25 protein-coding genes are annotated in these 14,996 nt (G+C 67.8%); 23 read left to right on the forward strand and 2 right to left on the reverse strand.

Annotation, left to right across the window (positions count from 1 at the left end; genetic code table 11):
• Positions 1-218 precede the first annotated feature (218 nt).
• On the reverse strand, positions 219-665 hold the full coding sequence (locus tag ACFYOJ_RS20695; RefSeq protein WP_356552712.1) for an ATP-binding protein: 447 nt from the start codon (positions 663-665) through the stop codon (positions 219-221).
• Between the two features lie 137 nt (positions 666-802).
• Here ACFYOJ_RS20695 and ACFYOJ_RS20700 point away from each other — a divergent pair, with 137 nt between their 5' ends.
• The 5 genes from ACFYOJ_RS20700 to ACFYOJ_RS20720 all read left to right on the forward strand — a co-directional run bounded on the left by ACFYOJ_RS20700 (position 803) and on the right by ACFYOJ_RS20720 (position 5,225).
• Complete coding sequence (locus ACFYOJ_RS20700; protein ID WP_356552711.1) at positions 803-1,648, forward strand: helix-turn-helix transcriptional regulator; 846 nt, start codon at positions 803-805, stop codon at positions 1,646-1,648.
• Positions 1,645-1,833 (forward strand): DUF397 domain-containing protein, encoded by a 189-nt coding sequence (locus tag ACFYOJ_RS20705; protein ID WP_356552709.1) that lies wholly within the window; start codon positions 1,645-1,647, stop codon positions 1,831-1,833. The genes ACFYOJ_RS20700 and ACFYOJ_RS20705 overlap by 4 nt, the downstream gene beginning before the upstream one ends.
• 94 nt (positions 1,834-1,927) lie before the next feature.
• Positions 1,928-2,389, forward strand: coding sequence for a hypothetical protein (locus tag ACFYOJ_RS20710; protein ID WP_356552707.1), 462 nt, complete (start codon positions 1,928-1,930; stop codon positions 2,387-2,389).
• Between the two features lie 224 nt (positions 2,390-2,613).
• Complete coding sequence (locus tag ACFYOJ_RS20715) at positions 2,614-4,680, forward strand: hypothetical protein (protein ID WP_356552705.1); 2,067 nt, start codon at positions 2,614-2,616, stop codon at positions 4,678-4,680.
• A 14-nt stretch (positions 4,681-4,694) separates the two neighbouring features.
• On the forward strand, positions 4,695-5,225 hold the full coding sequence (locus tag ACFYOJ_RS20720) for a hypothetical protein (protein WP_356552703.1): 531 nt from the start codon (positions 4,695-4,697) through the stop codon (positions 5,223-5,225).
• Positions 5,226-5,427: 202 nt separating this feature from the next.
• Here ACFYOJ_RS20720 and ACFYOJ_RS20725 read toward each other — a convergent pair whose 3' ends face one another.
• Positions 5,428-5,823, reverse strand: a complete 396-nt coding sequence (locus ACFYOJ_RS20725) for a hypothetical protein (RefSeq protein ID WP_356552701.1) — start codon at positions 5,821-5,823, stop codon at positions 5,428-5,430.
• 462 nt (positions 5,824-6,285) lie between these two features.
• Here ACFYOJ_RS20725 and rpsJ point away from each other — a divergent pair, with 462 nt between their 5' ends.
• From rpsJ to rplR, 18 genes are all read left to right on the forward strand, one after another.
• Positions 6,286-6,594 carry a 30S ribosomal protein S10 gene (gene rpsJ, locus ACFYOJ_RS20730; protein ID WP_003948644.1) on the forward strand — a complete coding sequence of 103 codons (309 nt, stop codon included), beginning with the start codon at positions 6,286-6,288 and terminating at the stop codon, positions 6,592-6,594.
• Positions 6,595-6,610: 16 nt separating this feature from the next.
• Positions 6,611-7,255: a 50S ribosomal protein L3 gene (gene rplC / locus ACFYOJ_RS20735; protein WP_356552699.1), complete on the forward strand. Its 645-nt coding sequence runs from the start codon at positions 6,611-6,613 to the stop codon at positions 7,253-7,255.
• A gap of 8 nt (positions 7,256-7,263) precedes the next feature.
• Positions 7,264-7,920 carry a 50S ribosomal protein L4 gene (rplD, locus tag ACFYOJ_RS20740; protein WP_356552697.1) on the forward strand — a complete coding sequence of 219 codons (657 nt, stop codon included), beginning with the start codon at positions 7,264-7,266 and terminating at the stop codon, positions 7,918-7,920.
• Positions 7,920-8,339 (forward strand): 50S ribosomal protein L23, encoded by a 420-nt coding sequence (rplW, locus tag ACFYOJ_RS20745; RefSeq protein WP_007443985.1) that lies wholly within the window; start codon positions 7,920-7,922, stop codon positions 8,337-8,339. The genes rplD and rplW overlap by 1 nt, the downstream gene beginning before the upstream one ends.
• A gap of 40 nt (positions 8,340-8,379) precedes the next feature.
• On the forward strand, positions 8,380-9,216 hold the full coding sequence (rplB, locus tag ACFYOJ_RS20750; protein ID WP_356552695.1) for a 50S ribosomal protein L2: 837 nt from the start codon (positions 8,380-8,382) through the stop codon (positions 9,214-9,216).
• A 12-nt stretch (positions 9,217-9,228) separates the two neighbouring features.
• Complete coding sequence (rpsS, locus tag ACFYOJ_RS20755) at positions 9,229-9,510, forward strand: 30S ribosomal protein S19 (protein WP_031076666.1); 282 nt, start codon at positions 9,229-9,231, stop codon at positions 9,508-9,510.
• 44 nt (positions 9,511-9,554) lie between these two features.
• Positions 9,555-9,902, forward strand: coding sequence for a 50S ribosomal protein L22 (gene rplV, locus ACFYOJ_RS20760; RefSeq protein ID WP_028420772.1), 348 nt, complete (start codon positions 9,555-9,557; stop codon positions 9,900-9,902).
• Entirely contained in the window at positions 9,902-10,735 is an 834-nt protein-coding gene (gene rpsC, locus ACFYOJ_RS20765; RefSeq protein WP_356552694.1) for a 30S ribosomal protein S3, read from the forward strand. Before rplV ends, rpsC begins: the two co-directional genes overlap by 1 nt.
• 5 nt (positions 10,736-10,740) lie before the next feature.
• Entirely contained in the window at positions 10,741-11,160 is a 420-nt protein-coding gene (gene rplP, locus ACFYOJ_RS20770; RefSeq protein WP_009190136.1) for a 50S ribosomal protein L16, read from the forward strand.
• The gene (rpmC, locus tag ACFYOJ_RS20775) at positions 11,160-11,384 is read left to right on the forward strand and encodes a 50S ribosomal protein L29 (RefSeq protein ID WP_030831683.1); all 225 of its coding nucleotides are present in this window, start codon (positions 11,160-11,162) and stop codon (positions 11,382-11,384) included. Before rplP ends, rpmC begins: the two co-directional genes overlap by 1 nt.
• A complete protein-coding gene (gene rpsQ, locus ACFYOJ_RS20780; RefSeq protein ID WP_356552692.1) occupies positions 11,381-11,689 on the forward strand; it encodes a 30S ribosomal protein S17 in 309 nt (102 codons plus the stop codon). The genes rpmC and rpsQ overlap by 4 nt, the downstream gene beginning before the upstream one ends.
• A 238-nt stretch (positions 11,690-11,927) precedes the next feature.
• Positions 11,928-12,296, forward strand: a complete 369-nt coding sequence (gene rplN, locus ACFYOJ_RS20785; protein WP_003998823.1) for a 50S ribosomal protein L14 — start codon at positions 11,928-11,930, stop codon at positions 12,294-12,296.
• 2 nt (positions 12,297-12,298) lie between these two features.
• Positions 12,299-12,622, forward strand: a complete 324-nt coding sequence (rplX, locus tag ACFYOJ_RS20790) for a 50S ribosomal protein L24 (protein ID WP_010036713.1) — start codon at positions 12,299-12,301, stop codon at positions 12,620-12,622.
• Positions 12,622-13,179, forward strand: a complete 558-nt coding sequence (gene rplE, locus ACFYOJ_RS20795; protein WP_004984522.1) for a 50S ribosomal protein L5 — start codon at positions 12,622-12,624, stop codon at positions 13,177-13,179. Before rplX ends, rplE begins: the two co-directional genes overlap by 1 nt.
• Before the next feature lie 5 nt (positions 13,180-13,184).
• Entirely contained in the window at positions 13,185-13,370 is a 186-nt protein-coding gene (locus tag ACFYOJ_RS20800; RefSeq protein ID WP_003948630.1) for a type Z 30S ribosomal protein S14, read from the forward strand.
• Between the two features lie 236 nt (positions 13,371-13,606).
• The gene (gene rpsH / locus ACFYOJ_RS20805) at positions 13,607-14,005 is read left to right on the forward strand and encodes a 30S ribosomal protein S8 (RefSeq protein ID WP_007494756.1); all 399 of its coding nucleotides are present in this window, start codon (positions 13,607-13,609) and stop codon (positions 14,003-14,005) included.
• A gap of 24 nt (positions 14,006-14,029) precedes the next feature.
• Positions 14,030-14,569 carry a 50S ribosomal protein L6 gene (rplF, locus tag ACFYOJ_RS20810; protein WP_356552690.1) on the forward strand — a complete coding sequence of 180 codons (540 nt, stop codon included), beginning with the start codon at positions 14,030-14,032 and terminating at the stop codon, positions 14,567-14,569.
• Positions 14,570-14,572: 3 nt separating this feature from the next.
• Positions 14,573-14,956 (forward strand): 50S ribosomal protein L18, encoded by a 384-nt coding sequence (rplR, locus tag ACFYOJ_RS20815; RefSeq protein ID WP_356552689.1) that lies wholly within the window; start codon positions 14,573-14,575, stop codon positions 14,954-14,956.
• The last annotated feature ends 40 nt before the right edge of the window (positions 14,957-14,996 follow it).

Genomic DNA, 14,996 nt, shown 5'->3' on the forward strand with positions numbered 1-14,996 from the left:
ATTGGGCCGTGCACTCACTGACGCGGGGCGGGGGCGCGGGGGCGGGTGGAGGCGTTCCGCTTCGACACCCGGGAGATGACCGACCCCCTGCCGGACGCGGTCCACGGCGCGGGACGGACCTGGCGGGGAGTCTTCCGACTCCGACGGCCGGCACCACCCTCGCCGAGCACGAGAACCCGGCGAGGCGCCCCTCCAGGTACTGCGCGGCCGCGCCCGCCTCACCGGTGCCGGGACCCGGTGGGGCCGGTCCTCACTTCGGCCCAGACGGTCTTGCACGGGGGCGGGCCGGGGACGGCTCCCCAACGGTCGGCGAGAGCCTCCACGAGCAGCAGACCGCGGCCGGACTCGGCGTCGGTGGCGAAGTGTTGCAGGCACGGCAACCGGTCACCACGCGTGTCGGTGACCTCGATGCGGAGGGTGTTGCCGACGACGCACAGCAACAGCCGGAAGTCCCGGCCGGAGACGCGGCCATGGGTGACGGCGTTGGCCGACAGCTCCGCGACGATGAGCTCCGCCGGGTGCGACGGCAGCCCCCACGTGCGCAGTTGCTCGGTGGCGAGCAGCCGGGCGAGACGGGCGCCGCGAGGCGTGGAGGACAGCTGGAGGCTGAAATTCCGGACGGGGGAGGCGATCCGGGGCGGGGAGCCGCTGATTTCCTGGTTCACGTCACTCAGCGTGGCCGAAGCTGCTTCCGTAGGTGAGTGACAACGCCCGCACGTACCGTCACTGTCCCGGCTTTTGTCTCGGCTGTCTCGGCTGTCCCGGCGTTGTACGAGTACGGGTACGCGTCGAAGGAGGAGCCGTGGGCGAGGGTGTCGACGAGGCGGGCTGGGATGTCGAGCCGGGCGACGAGATCGAGCCGGTGGTGCAGGCGGTGGGCCGCCTGCTCAAGGTCTGCCGGGAGGCGGCCGGGGTGAGCGTCTCCGAGCTGGCGGCCACTCTCGGATACGGCGAGGACATGATCCGCAAGATCGAACGCGGAGCCCGCATCCCCCGCCCGGAGTACCTGGACAGAGCGGACCGACTCCTGAAGGCACAGGGGCACCTGCGGGCCTTCATGGAGGACATGCGGAAGGCCCGGTACCCGAAGAAGGTCCGAGAACTGGCGGACCTGGAGGAACGGGCGGTGGAGATGCTGCTCTACAGCAACCACAACATCCATGGGCTGCTGCAGACGGAGGAGTACGCGCGAGCGCTGCTGCGCACCTGGCGTCCGGCCTACTCGCCGGACGAGCTGGAACGCATGGTGGCCGCTCGCATGGCCCGGAAGTCCGTCTTCGACCGCTCGCCCGCGCCGGAGTTCGGCTTCGTCCTGGAAGAGGTGACGCTGCGCCGCCCGATCGGGGACACAATGGTGCTGCGCCGACAGCTCGAACACATGCTGGAGGTGGCGAAGTTGCCGTCCGTGGAGCTCCAGGTGATGCCGACCGCACGCGCGAACCACCCTGGAACCGGGGGCCGTATCCAAGTGCTGAAGTTCGCGGACGGCACGGGGATGGGCCGTACCGACGGTGACTTCGGAGGCCGCCCGGTCTCGCACCCCAGGCAGCTCCGCGTCCTCGACCTGCGCTATGGCATCATCCGGGCTCAGGCGCTCACGCCAGAGGAGTCTCTGGTCTTCATCGAGCAAACGCTGGGAGAACTATGAGCACGCCGGAACTCCACTGGTTCAAGAGCAGCTACAGCGACAGCAGCAACGGCAACGACTGCCTCGAAGTCGCCCCCACCCCCACCACCGTCCACGTCCGCGACTCCAAGAACGCCTCCGGCCCGCGCCTCGCGCTCACACCGGAGGCGTGGGCCGACTTCGTGACCTACGCGTCGCAGAGCTGACCCACCGACAGCCTCACCCCACGCGAAGCCGGTGCCCCGTGTGGGGTGTTCCGCGCCGACGGCGGACCAGCCGGACGGTTCTACAGTCCCCTCCATGGGACTTCTCGACAGACTGACCGGCACCAGGCGGCCCGACAGCGCTGTCGTCCCCCGCTCCGCGGCCGACGTCCGGGCCGCACTGCTCGCGCTCGACGGCACGGACGCGCCGTACCGGGTGCGCGACGCCCTCCCCGGTGAGAAGGCCGACCTGGTGGCGGAGTGCCACATACGACGGGTCGGCGTCAGACTCCGGACACGGATGCGGCTGGTCCCGGACAGGCACGAGGTGCGTTTTCTCGAAGAGCGGTGGGAGAACCGCTCCGGCGGCAACACCGGCAGCCAGTACGGACGCGGGCACGCGCCCGCGGTGCTCCGGCAGTGGGAGAAGCGACAGGGACCCGACGGCCGCGAGCACAGGGTCGAGACGTTCCGCTTCGACACCAGGGAGATGACCGACCCCCTGCGGGACGCGGTGCTCGGCGCGGGATGGGCCTGGCGGGGAGTGCTCAGGCTCTGACCCGTCGAGGCCCGGGGGACATCTCTCCCGCCGGGACGGCCCACTCGTCACGCCCCGAGCGCGGGACGATACGCTACGCAACGCTCGTGTGGCTGCCGCGGCCGAACAGCGGACGGGGGAAGCGGCGGCGGGGCCGTTCGGCGGAACGGGTGGCCGGCACGAGTCCGAATCGGTTCCCGTCAGAGCCGGACCGGTTCTGACGCGCGAGGGCAGGAAACGGACGGATGCCGACGTACCACGAGATCATGACCACCGACCTCGGCACGCTCACCACCGCCGCCGCCCGGTGGGACGGCATGGCGGACGAGTTCGCCGAGCAGGAGAAGGCCTACGACCGGGATGTGCACGGCATCTCCATGGGCACCGGCTGGATCGGCCTGAGCGCCGACGCGGCCGACCGCCGTTTCGACATCACCCTCAAGGAGTACGAGTACGCGCAGATCGAGGCCAGAGCGGTGGCCGGGCTGCTGCGCGACGCGCACACGCAGTTCACCGAACTGCGCGGCCGGCTGAAGACGGCCCGGCAGGAGGCCGTCGACGCGGGCATGAAGGTGTCCGAGCAGGGCCGGGTGAGTCTGGACACCGAGCGGCTGTCGGACGCCGAACGCCGGACGCTGCGCAACGATCCGGGGTGGCAGGAGGCCGTCCGGTCGTGGCAGGACCGCATCGACAAGGCGGTACGGGACGTCACGGACGCGGACGAGGGCGTGCGGATCGCCCTGCAGGCCGTCGTGACCGACTCCGGTGTCATCGCCGGGGGCAAGGGCTTCAACGGCGAGGCGAAGAACGACATCGAGAAGTACGAGGGCGAAGCGGCCGAGAAGGCGCTGGAGAAGCTCCGCGACGGTGGCCGCCTGTCCGACAAGGAGATCGCCGAGCTCGAGCGGACGTTCCGCGACAACAGCGACGACCCGGCGTTCTCCCGCACCCTCCTCGACGGCCTGGGCGCCGACGGCACCCTCACGCTGACGAACGAGCTGAACGACCTCATCCACGTCCGGGGCGGCGACCGGGCGGCCCACTACGCGACCATCGAGACCGGCCTCGCCGACGCCCTGGCCTCGGCGACGAAGGACACCAGGTCGTCGTGGTACGAGGGCTGGCGCGAGGACATGCGCGAAGCGGGCGTGCAGCGGCACGCCACCGACGCGCAGGGCGCCCGTCTGGACAAGGCCGTCGGTTACCAGACGCTCGTCACGCTGATGCGGAAGGGGGACGGATACGCACCGGACATGCTCGGGGACCTCACCGACGACATGATCGCGGCGGAGAAGAAGGACCCGGGCATCTGGCAGCTGAAGCACGAGTACGCAGGTGAGCGGGACGGCTGGTTCGCCAACGACCCGGTGGACGGCATGCTCGGCATCATGAGCCACGACCCCGACGCGGCGGCGTCCTACCTCGCTTCCGGCGAGAGGATGACGTACCTGATGAAGGACAGGGACTGGGACGTCGTCCTGCACGAACGCGAGGGCGCCAAGGCCAGCACGTACACGCCCGGCGTGGACGGCGACGACCGCGCCGGTCTCGGCGCCGCCCTGCAGGCCGCGGCGACCGGCATCGACCCGTCGGACGGGAACGCGCGGTACGTCGAACACACGAAGCAGAACGAGGCCGTCCTCAAGTCGGCCCTCACCTCCCTGGCCGAGAACGGCGACGACTTCCCCCCGTCCCTGCGGGAACCGATGGCGAACATCCTGGTCAACCACGGCACCACCGTGCACACGGCGATGAGCGACATCGCCATCGCCAACTCCCCCTTGGACCAGGGCAACCTCTTCGAGGTCACAAAACAGATCTCCAAGGACCAGGACGCCTACAGCACCCTGAACGCGGGACTGAACCAGACGATGGTCGCCGACATTCACGACGATTCTCAGCCCAAGGCGACGGAGTCCCTCGTCAGGGCCGGCCGCACGGTCGGTTTCCTGGAGGAAGCACGAACCCAGGCACAAGGAGATCCCAAGGTCGCGGAGCTCACGTGGAAACCTCTGATGGACGAGGCGATCAGCTACATTCCCGTCGCCAGCGACAAGGTGCAGCAAGCGGCCGACTATGTCACGGGTAAGTGGCTGGAGGACGAGCAGAGGCGACTGGATGATCAGGCGACTGAAGAGAGCGTGAAGGCTTACAAGACTCGGAACGGGCAGCTCTCCGCCCTGGCGGATGAATGGAGAAGCGTCCACGGCGTAGCTGCCGACAAGTACGGGCCGATGGACACCATCGAGAAGTCGACCGAAGCAGGTGTCCTGCATGCGCAGGGGGTCACGGGCTCAGGGGCTACGCAGTGAGGCGGAGCTGGCGGGTGAGCCTGTGGGTTGCCCTGGTCGTGTGCCTGGTCGCGCTCACCGCCCTGTGGGTCGGGCAACGTGACGAAAAGCGTGTACTTCCGCAGTCGCTCTGCGGCACACGGATCACTCCGAATGACCTGGAACCGCTGATTCCCGCTGAAGGTGCCATTACCGAACGTAATGACGTGGACCGGAGTGACCCGAGTCCCTCCTCGTGGTGCAGCTTGAATGTAGGTGGCAAAGAAGCTGTCGACGTGCGATTCGCGTGGCACAGCGACCTCGTGGACCCGCTGGAGATCGCGAATTCGTTGAACTCCATCTCACAGCTTCAGATGCCTGAGCGTGTGAACAAAGCGCCGGACATGGTCGTGGGCAATGACGGGGCCATTGCGACCACGACGTGCCGTAGCAAACGTGGTGCTTACTTCACCTTGTCGGTCCTGTTGAAGGCGGGCAACCCCACGGATACCGGTCACCGGCGCGACATCGAGAAATTCATGCGCGCCTACTTCCCCGCCACCGTGAAGACCCTGAAGTGCGGCTGACCTCTGACGCGCCGCAGGCACCCCCGCCGTGGGCCGTCCCCCGCCCTCTGGGCATCCTCCGCGGACCACGGGCCTCTGGCCCCACTGGCGGTAGAGCCGGTCGACTGCTCTCACTGCGCCTGAGCTGACGGGCGTGGAGACGCCACGGAGGGCGTCAGGCATGTGCGTGCGTCCGGCTCCGCACGGGCACCAGCGCGGCGGGTCAGGGGGTGCCCGGCCCCGTTCCGGCGCCCGGCACCGGGCGGCTGTGCCCCGTCGCCAGGCGGGTCAGCAGCTTGGCGTAGACCGTCGTCGTCGCCGCGACGGTCGTCGTGAGGGTGGCGAGGGCGAGGATGCCGAGCAGGGCCGGCCACTGGCGGAGTTCGCTGTCGCAGGCACCGCCGGTCTGCTGGAAGGGGTCGGTCAGCGGGCCCTCGCAGCGCGGCGCGCCGTCACCGCCGTAGGAGCCGAGCATCAGGACCGCGAAGCAGCCCCACAGGGCCAGGGCGAGCAGGACCCACGCGATCGACCACTTGTCCGCCCGGCCGGCGGCCCGGAGTATCTCCGTCGTCCCGGAGCCCGCCGCCCCGGCACCCATCGCCCCGTCCTCCTCCGTCACTGCCGCCCCTCCCGAATGTCCGGTCATGTCCCCGGGGCGCCCGCACCCGGCGGGCCACAGTTTGACCCATGTCACCTTCGGGGTATTCTCTCCGGCTCGATTGGCCAGCCCCCTGCCTCGTATGGCAGACTGGCGGGGTTGCTCGGTCGAGTGCCGATGCTGCGCGCCTCCCGCCGGGAGGACCGGAAGCGAGTCCCACAGTACTCGTCGTCCCTGATCAGGGGCGGAAGTACGGGAATCTTCCGGGAAGCGTCAGCGGGGTGCAGACCAGGCGCCCGGTGGGCCTCTCGCCCCCGCCCGCGGTTCCGGAAGGGCCCGTACTCCCCAGCAGGGAAGTCCCGAAGAGGGACATCTGTGTCAGCGGGAGTGCGACACGCCCGACCGCGTGGGTCGGAGGAGGGGCGGGACAGCACGGGACCACCGGGTCCAGAGCGTTACGAGAGACAGGACTACGAAGTAGCCATGGCGGGACAGAAGATCCGCATCCGGCTCAAGGCCTACGACCACGAGGTCATCGACAGCTCGGCGAAGAAGATCGTCGAGACGGTGACGCGTACTGGTGCGTCGGTCGCGGGCCCGGTGCCGCTGCCCACTGAGAAGAACGTGTACTGCGTCATCAAGTCGCCGCACAAGTACAAGGACTCGCGCGAGCACTTCGAGATGCGCACGCACAAGCGCCTGATCGACATCCTCGACCCGACTCCCAAGACCGTTGACTCTCTGATGCGACTCGACCTCCCGGCCGGTGTCGACATCGAGATCAAGCTCTGAGGCCGGTGATCTGAAGATGACCAAGCAGATCAAGGGCATCCTGGGCGAGAAGCTCGGCATGACGCAGGTGTGGGACGAGAACAACCGCGTTGTTCCCGTCACCGTCGTCAAGGCCGGACCGAACGTCGTCACCCAGGTCCGCACGAACGACGTCGACGGCTACGAGTCCGTTCAGATCGCCTTCGGCGAGATCGACCCGCGCAAGGTGAACAAGCCCCTCAAGGGTCACTTCGCCAAGGCCGACGTCACCCCCCGCCGCCACCTCGTCGAGATCCGCACGGCCGACGCCTCCGAGTACACGCTCGGCCAGGAAGTCACCGCCGAGGTCTTCGAGGCCGGTGTCAAGGTCGACGTGACCGGCAAGAGCAAGGGCAAGGGCTTCGCCGGTGTCATGAAGCGCCACAACTTCCGTGGTGGCAAGGCATCCCACGGTGCCCACCGCGTGCACCGCATGCCCGGTTCCATCGGTGGCTGCGCCACCCCGGGCCGTGTCTTCAAGGGCATGCGCATGGCCGGCCGCATGGGCAACGAGCGGGTCACCACCCAGAACCTGACCGTCCACGCCGTTGACGCGGAGAAGGGTCTGCTGCTCATCAAGGGCGCGGTTCCCGGTCCGAACGGCGGCCTCGTCCTGGTCCGCACCGCGGCCAAGGGGGCCTGAGGTAACCGATGAGCACTGTTGACATCCTTTCGCCTGCCGGCGAGAAGACCGGTAGCGTCGAGCTCCCCGCGGAGATCTTCGGCGTGGAGAAGGTCAGCGTTCCGCTGATCCACCAGGTCGTCGTCGCGCAGCTGGCCGCTGCCCGCCAGGGCACGCACAAGACCAAGACCCGTGGCGAGGTCCGCGGTGGCGGCAAGAAGCCGTACCGCCAGAAGGGCACCGGCCGCGCCCGTCAGGGCTCGACCCGCGCGCCGCAGTTCGCCGGTGGTGGCGTCGTGCACGGTCCCGTGCCGCGCGACTACTCGCAGCGGACCCCGAAGAAGATGAAGGCCGCGGCCCTGCGCCACGCCCTCACCGACCGGGCCCGCCACAACCGCATCCACGTCGTCTCCGGCGTGATCGAGGGCGAGACCCCCTCCACCAAGGCCGCCAAGAGCCTGTTCGGCAAGATCAGCGAGCGTAAGAACCTGCTGCTCGTCGCCGACCGCTCCGACGAGGCCGCGTGGCTGTCCGCCCGCAACCTGCCCCAGATCCACATTCTGGAGCCGGGCCAGCTGAACACGTACGACGTTCTCGTCTCGGACGACGTGGTCTTCACCCAGGCCGCTTTCGAGTCCTTCGTGTCTGGCCCCAAGGCCGCTGACACCGAAGGGAGCGAGGCCTGATGGCTACGCGTCACCCGAGCATCGCCTCGAAGGCCGCCAAGGCGGCCAAGGCCGCGCGCGTCGCCAAGGCGCGCCGCCACGAGGCCGAGGGCAAGAACACCGTCGTCACCCCGGCGAGCAAGGCCTTCACGGACCCCCGTGACGTCCTGCTCAAGCCGGTCGTGTCCGAGAAGAGCTACGCGCTCCTCGACGAGAACAAGTACACGTTCATCGTCGCGCCGGGCTCCAACAAGACCCAGATCAAGGAGGCCGTCCAGGCGGTCTTCTCGGTCAAGGTCACCGGGGTCAACACGATCAACCGCCAGGGCAAGCGCAAGCGGACCCGCACCGGCTTCGGCAAGCGTGCCGACAGCAAGCGCGCGATCGTGACCCTCGCCGAGGGCGACCGTATCGACATCTTCGGCGGTCCGACCTCCTGACGGAGGTCCGGATCGTCCGATATCGGACGAGGACTGAGAAATGGGTATCCGCAAGTACAAGCCGACGACTCCGGGCCGTCGTGGCTCCAGCGTCGCCGACTTCGTCGAGGTCACGCGGTCCACGCCGGAGAAGTCGCTGGTCCGCCCGCTGCACAGCAAGGGCGGCCGTAACAACGCCGGTCGTGTGACCGTTCGCCACCAGGGTGGCGGACACAAGCGCGCCTACCGCGTGATCGACTTCCGTCGTCACGACAAGGACGGCGTGCCGGCGAAGGTCGCGCACATCGAGTACGACCCCAACCGCACCGCGCGCATCGCGCTGCTGCACTACGCGGACGGCGAGAAGCGCTACATCCTCGCCCCGCGCAACCTGCAGCAGGGCGACCGCGTCGAGAACGGTCCCGGGGCCGACATCAAGCCGGGCAACAACCTGGCCCTCCGCAACATCCCGGTCGGTACCACGATCCACGCGATCGAGCTCCGTCCCGGTGGCGGTGCCAAGTTCGCCCGCTCCGCCGGCGCCTCCGTGCAGCTGCTCGCGAAGGAGGGCACCATGGCCCACCTCCGCATGCCGTCCGGAGAGATCCGCCTGGTCGACCAGCGCTGCCGCGCCACGATCGGCGAGGTCGGCAACGCCGAGCAGTCGAACATCAACTGGGGCAAGGCGGGCCGCAAGCGGTGGCTGGGCGTTCGCCCGACCGTCCGTGGTGTGGTCATGAACCCGGTGGACCACCCGCACGGTGGTGGTGAGGGCCGGACCTCCGGCGGTCGTCACCCCGTGTCCCCGTGGGGCAAGAAGGAAGGCCGTACTCGTTCGCCCAAGAAGGCGTCGAACAAGTACATCGTCCGCCGCCGCAAGACGAACAAGAAGCGCTAAGGACGGGTTGAGATGCCTCGTAGCTTGAAGAAGGGACCCTTCGTCGACGACCACCTGATCAAGAAGGTGGACTCGCAGAACGAAGCCGGTACCAAGAACGTCATCAAGACCTGGTCCCGTCGCTCGATGATCGTCCCGGCGATGCTCGGCCACACGATCGCGGTGCACAACGGCAAGACCCACATCCCGGTGTTTGTCACCGAGTCCATGGTCGGCCACAAGCTCGGCGAGTTCTCGCCGACGCGCACCTTCCGGGGTCACGTCAAGGACGACCGGAAGTCGAAGCGCCGCTAGTCAGCGGGGTGTGAAAGACCATGACAAACACTGAAGGGACAACCATGGAAGCCAGGGCCCAGGCGCGGTACATCCGCGTCACGCCCATGAAGGCCCGCCGCGTGGTGGACCTCATCCGTGGCATGGATGCCACGGAGGCTCAGGCGGTCCTGCGTTTCGCCCCGCAGGCCGCGAGCGTGCCGGTCGGCAAGGTGCTGGACAGCGCCATCGCCAACGCCGCGCACAACTACGACCACACCGATGTCGACAGCCTCTACATCTCCGAGGCCTACGTCGACGAGGGCCCGACCCTGAAGCGGTTCCGGCCGCGCGCCCAGGGCCGCGCCTACCGGATCCGCAAGCGGACCAGCCACATCACCGTGGTCGTCAGCAGCAAGGAAGGAACCCGGTAATGGGCCAGAAGGTAAACCCGCACGGGTTCCGGCTCGGTGTCACCACCGACTTCAAGTCGCGCTGGTACGCCGACAAGCTGTACAAGGACTACGTCAAGGAAGACGTCGCCATCCGCCGGATGATGACGTCCGGCATGGAGCGCGCCGGCATCTCCAAGGTCGAGATCGAGCGCACCCGTGACCGCGTGCGTGTGGACATCCACACCGCTCGTCCGGGCATCGTCATCGGCCGCCGCGGCGCCGAGGCCGACCGCATCCGCGGCGACCTCGAGAAGCTCACCGGCAAGCAGGTCCAGCTGAACATCCTCGAGGTCAAGAACCCCGAGACCGACGCTCAGCTCGTGGCCCAGGCCGTCGCCGAGCAGCTCTCCTCCCGCGTCTCCTTCCGCCGTGCCATGCGCAAGAGCATGCAGTCGGCGATGAAGGCCGGCGCCAAGGGCATCAAGATCCAGTGCGGTGGCCGCCTCGGTGGCGCCGAGATGTCCCGCTCGGAGTTCTACCGCGAGGGCCGTGTGCCCCTGCACACGCTCCGCGCGAACGTGGACTACGGCTTCTTCGAGGCCAAGACGACCTTCGGCCGCATCGGCGTGAAGGTCTGGATCTACAAGGGCGACGTCAAGAACATCGCCGAGGTCCGCGCCGAGAACGCCGCCGCCCGTGCGGGCAACCGCCCGGCCCGTGGTGGCGGCAACGACCGCCCGGCCCGTGGTGGCCGCGGTGGCGAGCGTCGCGGGCGCAAGCCGCAGCAGCAGTCGGCTCCGGCCGCCGAGGCCCCCAAGGCCGAGGCGCCCGCCGCTGCCGCTCCGGCTGAGAGCACCGGAACGGAGGCCTGACCGACATGCTGATCCCCCGTAGGGTCAAGCACCGCAAGCAGCACCACCCGAAGCGCAACGGTATGTCCAAGGGTGGAACGCAGGTTGCGTTCGGCGAGTACGGCATCCAGGCGCTGACCCCGGCCTACGTCACGAACCGCCAGATCGAGGCGGCCCGTATCGCGATGACCCGCCACATCAAGCGTGGCGGCAAGGTCTGGATCAACATCTACCCGGACCGTCCGCTCACCAAGAAGCCGGCCGAGACCCGCATGGGTTCCGGTAAGGGTTCGCCGGAGTGGTGGATCGCCAACGTCAAGCCCGGACGCGTCATGTTCGAGCTGTCGTACCCCAACGAGAAGATCGCCCGTGAGGCGCTGACCCGTGCGGCCCACAAGCTGCCGATGAAGTGCCGGATCGTCAAGCGCGAGGCAGGTGAAGCGTGATGTCGGCCGGTACCAAGGCGTCCGAGCTGCGCGAACTGGGTGACGAGGAGCTTCTCGCGAAGCTCCGCGAAGCCAAGGAAGAGCTGTTCAACCTCCGCTTCCAGGCGGCGACGGGTCAGCTCGAGAACCACGGTCGGCTCAAGGCCGTCCGTAAGGACATCGCGCGGATCTACACCCTGATGCGCGAGCGCGAGCTGGGCATCGAAACGGTGGAGAACGCATGAGCGAGAACAACGTGACTGAGACTGCAAACACCAGCGCCTCCGGCGCGGGCGAAGCGCGCGGTTTCCGCAAGACCCGCGAGGGTCTTGTCGTCAGCGACAAGATGGACAAGACCGTCGTCGTCGCCGTCGAGGACCGCGTCAAGCACGCGCTGTACGGCAAGGTCATCCGCCGTACCAACAAGCTCAAGGCGCACGACGAGCAGAACGCCGCGGGTGTCGGCGACCGCGTCCTCCTCATGGAGACCCGGCCGCTGTCCGCGACGAAGCGCTGGCGCGTCGTCGAGATCCTCGAGAAGGCCAAGTAATTCCTGCGGGGTGACCCGCAGGCCAGATGCGCCGCCTGGGCGGGGGACCGTGGACCGACTCACGGCCCCCGCCGGAAACCGGCCGAGCCGCGTGCGTCGCACGCGCGCAAGCGTGGACGACCCACGCGGCTCGACCGGGGCGGCCTCGTAATTCCTGCGGGGACCATCCGCAGGAGAGTTCCGCCAGGCTCTCCGGGCTCACCCCCGGAGGGAACCGGCAGACAATCAGGAGATAGACGTGATCCAGCAGGAGTCGCGACTGCGCGTCGCCGACAACACGGGTGCGAAGGAGATCCTCTGCATCCGTGTGCTCGGTGGCTCCGGTCGCCGCTACGCGGGTATCGGTGACGTCATCGTCGCCACCGTCAAGGACGCGATCCCCGGTGGCAACGTGAAGAAGGGTGACGTCGTCAAGGCGGTCATCGTTCGCACCGTCAAGGAGCGCCGCCGTCCGGACGGCTCGTACATCCGCTTCGACGAGAACGCCGCCGTCATTCTGAAGAACGACGGCGACCCTCGTGGCACCCGTATCTTCGGCCCGGTCGGCCGTGAGCTGCGCGAGAAGAAGTTCATGAAGATCATCTCCCTCGCGCCGGAGGTGCTGTGAGCATGAAGATCAAGAAGGGCGACCTGGTCCAGGTCATCACCGGTAAGGACAAGGGCAAGCAGGGCAAGGTCATCGCGGCCTTCCCCCGCGAGGACCGCGTCCTGGTCGAGGGTGTCAACCGGGTCAAGAAGCACACCAAGGCCGGTCCGACCGCTCGCGGTTCGCAGGCCGGCGGCATCGTGACCACCGAGGCCCCGATCCACGTCTCCAACGTCCAGCTGGTCGTGGAGAAGGACGGCAAGAAGGTCGTCACGCGCGTCGGTTACCGCTTCGACGACGAGGGCAACAAGATCCGCGTTGCCAAGCGGACGGGTGAGGACATCTGATGGCGACCACCACCACTCCGCGTCTGAAGACGAAGTACCGCGAGGAGATCGCGGGCAAGCTGCGTGAGGAGTTCTCCTACGAGAACGTCATGCAGGTTCCCGGCCTCGTCAAGATCGTGGTCAACATGGGTGTGGGCGACGCCGCCCGCGACTCCAAGCTGATCGAGGGCGCCATCCGCGACCTCACCACGATCACCGGTCAGAAGCCGGCCGTCACCAAGGCCCGCAAGTCCATCGCGCAGTTCAAGCTGCGTGAGGGCCAGCCGATCGGCGCCCACGTCACGCTCCGTGGCGACCGCATGTGGGAGTTCCTGGACCGCACCCTGTCGCTCGCGCTCCCGCGCATCCGCGACTTCCGTGGTCTGTCCCCCAAGCAGTTCGACGGCCGTGGCAACTACACCTTCGGTCTCACGGAGCAGGTCATGTTCCACGAGATCGACCAGGACAAGATCGACCGTGTCCGGGGTATGGACATCACCGTGGTCACCACGGCGACCAACGACGAAGAGGGCCGTGCCCTTCTCCGTCACCTCGGCTTCCCGTTCAAGGAGGCGTGAGCGAGATGGCGAAGAAGGCTCTGATCGCTAAGGCTGCTCGCAAGCCCAAGTTCGGTGTGCGTGGCTACACCCGCTGCCAGCGCTGCGGCCGCCCGCACTCCGTCTACCGCAAGTTCGGCCTGTGCCGCGTGTGCCTTCGTGAGATGGCTCACCGCGGCGAGCTGCCGGGCGTGACCAAGAGCTCCTGGTAATCCGGTAATTCCGGGTTATTCAGACTCTCGGTAAGCACCCGGGTCGGCAGGGGCCCGGCTCCGCATGCCTTAGGCTTGTGGGGTTGGGCGTCTGCCGCCCCGTACGCCCGCAGGCAGTGCCTGCAAATGTTTGCTTACTACGCCGTAGGTCCACCGCGCCGCACCCGTCCCGTCTCGGATCGGGGAGAGGGATGGCGCACCAGGAAACCCCGGCGAGAGAGGCCGAAGGCCAATTCATGACCATGACTGATCCGATCGCAGACATGCTTACGCGTCTGCGGAACGCGAACTCGGCGTACCACGACTCCGTGACGATGCCGGCGTCCAAGATCAAGTCTCACATCGCGGAGATCCTCCAGCAGGAGGGCTTCATCACGGGCTGGAAGATCGAGGACGCCGAGGTCGGCAAGAACCTCGTCCTCGAGCTGAAGTTCGGCCCGAACCGTGAGCGCTCCATCGCGGGCATCAAGCGGATCTCCAAGCCCGGTCTCCGGGTGTACGCGAAGTCCACCAACCTGCCGAAGGTGCTGGGCGGCCTGGGCGTGGCGATCATCTCCACGTCGCACGGGCTCCTCACCGACAAGCAGGCCGGCAAGAAGGGCGTGGGTGGGGAAGTCCTCGCCTACGTCTGGTAACGGAAGGGAACGGAGGAAACAGCTATGTCGCGCATCGGCAAGCTCCCCATCGCGGTTCCCGCCGGCGTGGACGTCACCATCGACGGCCGTACGGTCGCGGTCAAGGGCCCCAAGGGCACGCTGACCCACACCGTCGTGGCGCCGATCGACATCGCCAAGGGTGAGGACGGCGTGCTGCACGTCACCCGCCCCAACGACGAGCGTCAGAGCAAGGCCCTGCACGGCCTGTCCCGCACGCTGGTGGCGAACATGATCACCGGCGTGACCCAGGGTTACGTGAAGAAGCTCGAGATCAGTGGTGTCGGTTACCGCGTGGTCGCCAAGGGTTCGAACCTGGAGTTCTCCCTCGGTTACAGCCACCCGATCACCGTCGAGGCCCCCGAGGGCATCACCTTCAAGGTGGAGTCCCCGACCCGTTTCTCGGTCGAGGGCATCGACAAGCAGAAGGTCGGCGAGGTTGCGGCCAACATCCGCAAGCTCCGCAAGCCCGACCCGTACAAGGCCAAGGGCGTCAAGTACGAGGGCGAAGTCATCCGCCGCAAGGTCGGAAAGGCGGGTAAGTAAGCCATGGCATACGGGCAGAAGATCCTCAAGGGCGACGCCTACAAGCGCGCCGCGATCAAGCGCCGTCACATCCGGATCCGCAAGCGGATCACCGGTACGGCGGAGCGTCCGCGTCTGGTCGTTACCCGCTCGAACCGCCACATCGTGGCCCAGGTGATCGACGACCTCAAGGGTCACACCCTTGCGTCGGCGTCCACCCTGGACAGCTCGATCCGTGGCGGCGAGGCCGACAAGTCCGCACAGGCCAAGCAGGTCGGTGCCCTGGTTGCCGAGCGCGCCAAGGCCGCCGGTGTCGAGGCCGTCGTGTTCGACCGTGGTGGCAACCAGTACGCCGGGCGCATCGCCGCCCTGGCCGACGCCGCCCGCGAGGCCGGGCTCAAGTTCTGAGCCGGTTCCGGAGCTAGCGGAAACAGAGAGAGGTAATTCC

This window comes from Streptomyces sp. NPDC006384, assembly GCF_042870695.1.
Lineage (GTDB): Bacteria > Actinomycetota > Actinomycetes > Streptomycetales > Streptomycetaceae > Streptomyces.

Coding starts and splice junctions, on each gene's coding strand:
- ACFYOJ_RS20705 (WP_356552709.1), top strand. CDS start 1,645: ATGAGCACGCCGGAACTCCACTGGTTCAAGAGCAGCTACAGCGACAGC.
- rplE (WP_004984522.1), top strand. CDS start 12,622: ATGGCGACCACCACCACTCCGCGTCTGAAGACGAAGTACCGCGAGGAG.
- rplD (WP_356552697.1), top strand. CDS start 7,264: ATGAGCACTGTTGACATCCTTTCGCCTGCCGGCGAGAAGACCGGTAGC.
- rpsJ (WP_003948644.1), top strand. CDS start 6,286: ATGGCGGGACAGAAGATCCGCATCCGGCTCAAGGCCTACGACCACGAG.
- rplV (WP_028420772.1), top strand. CDS start 9,555: ATGGAAGCCAGGGCCCAGGCGCGGTACATCCGCGTCACGCCCATGAAG.
- rpsQ (WP_356552692.1), top strand. CDS start 11,381: ATGAGCGAGAACAACGTGACTGAGACTGCAAACACCAGCGCCTCCGGC.
- ACFYOJ_RS20800 (WP_003948630.1), top strand. CDS start 13,185: ATGGCGAAGAAGGCTCTGATCGCTAAGGCTGCTCGCAAGCCCAAGTTC.
- rpsC (WP_356552694.1), top strand. CDS start 9,902: ATGGGCCAGAAGGTAAACCCGCACGGGTTCCGGCTCGGTGTCACCACC.
- rplX (WP_010036713.1), top strand. CDS start 12,299: ATGAAGATCAAGAAGGGCGACCTGGTCCAGGTCATCACCGGTAAGGAC.
- rpmC (WP_030831683.1), top strand. CDS start 11,160: ATGTCGGCCGGTACCAAGGCGTCCGAGCTGCGCGAACTGGGTGACGAG.
- rplW (WP_007443985.1), top strand. CDS start 7,920: ATGGCTACGCGTCACCCGAGCATCGCCTCGAAGGCCGCCAAGGCGGCC.
- rplF (WP_356552690.1), top strand. CDS start 14,030: ATGTCGCGCATCGGCAAGCTCCCCATCGCGGTTCCCGCCGGCGTGGAC.
- rplB (WP_356552695.1), top strand. CDS start 8,380: ATGGGTATCCGCAAGTACAAGCCGACGACTCCGGGCCGTCGTGGCTCC.
- rplR (WP_356552689.1), top strand. CDS start 14,573: ATGGCATACGGGCAGAAGATCCTCAAGGGCGACGCCTACAAGCGCGCC.
- ACFYOJ_RS20715 (WP_356552705.1), top strand. CDS start 2,614: ATGCCGACGTACCACGAGATCATGACCACCGACCTCGGCACGCTCACC.
- rpsH (WP_007494756.1), top strand. CDS start 13,607: ATGACCATGACTGATCCGATCGCAGACATGCTTACGCGTCTGCGGAAC.
- rplC (WP_356552699.1), top strand. CDS start 6,611: ATGACCAAGCAGATCAAGGGCATCCTGGGCGAGAAGCTCGGCATGACG.
- ACFYOJ_RS20710 (WP_356552707.1), top strand. CDS start 1,928: ATGGGACTTCTCGACAGACTGACCGGCACCAGGCGGCCCGACAGCGCT.
- rpsS (WP_031076666.1), top strand. CDS start 9,229: ATGCCTCGTAGCTTGAAGAAGGGACCCTTCGTCGACGACCACCTGATC.
- rplP (WP_009190136.1), top strand. CDS start 10,741: ATGCTGATCCCCCGTAGGGTCAAGCACCGCAAGCAGCACCACCCGAAG.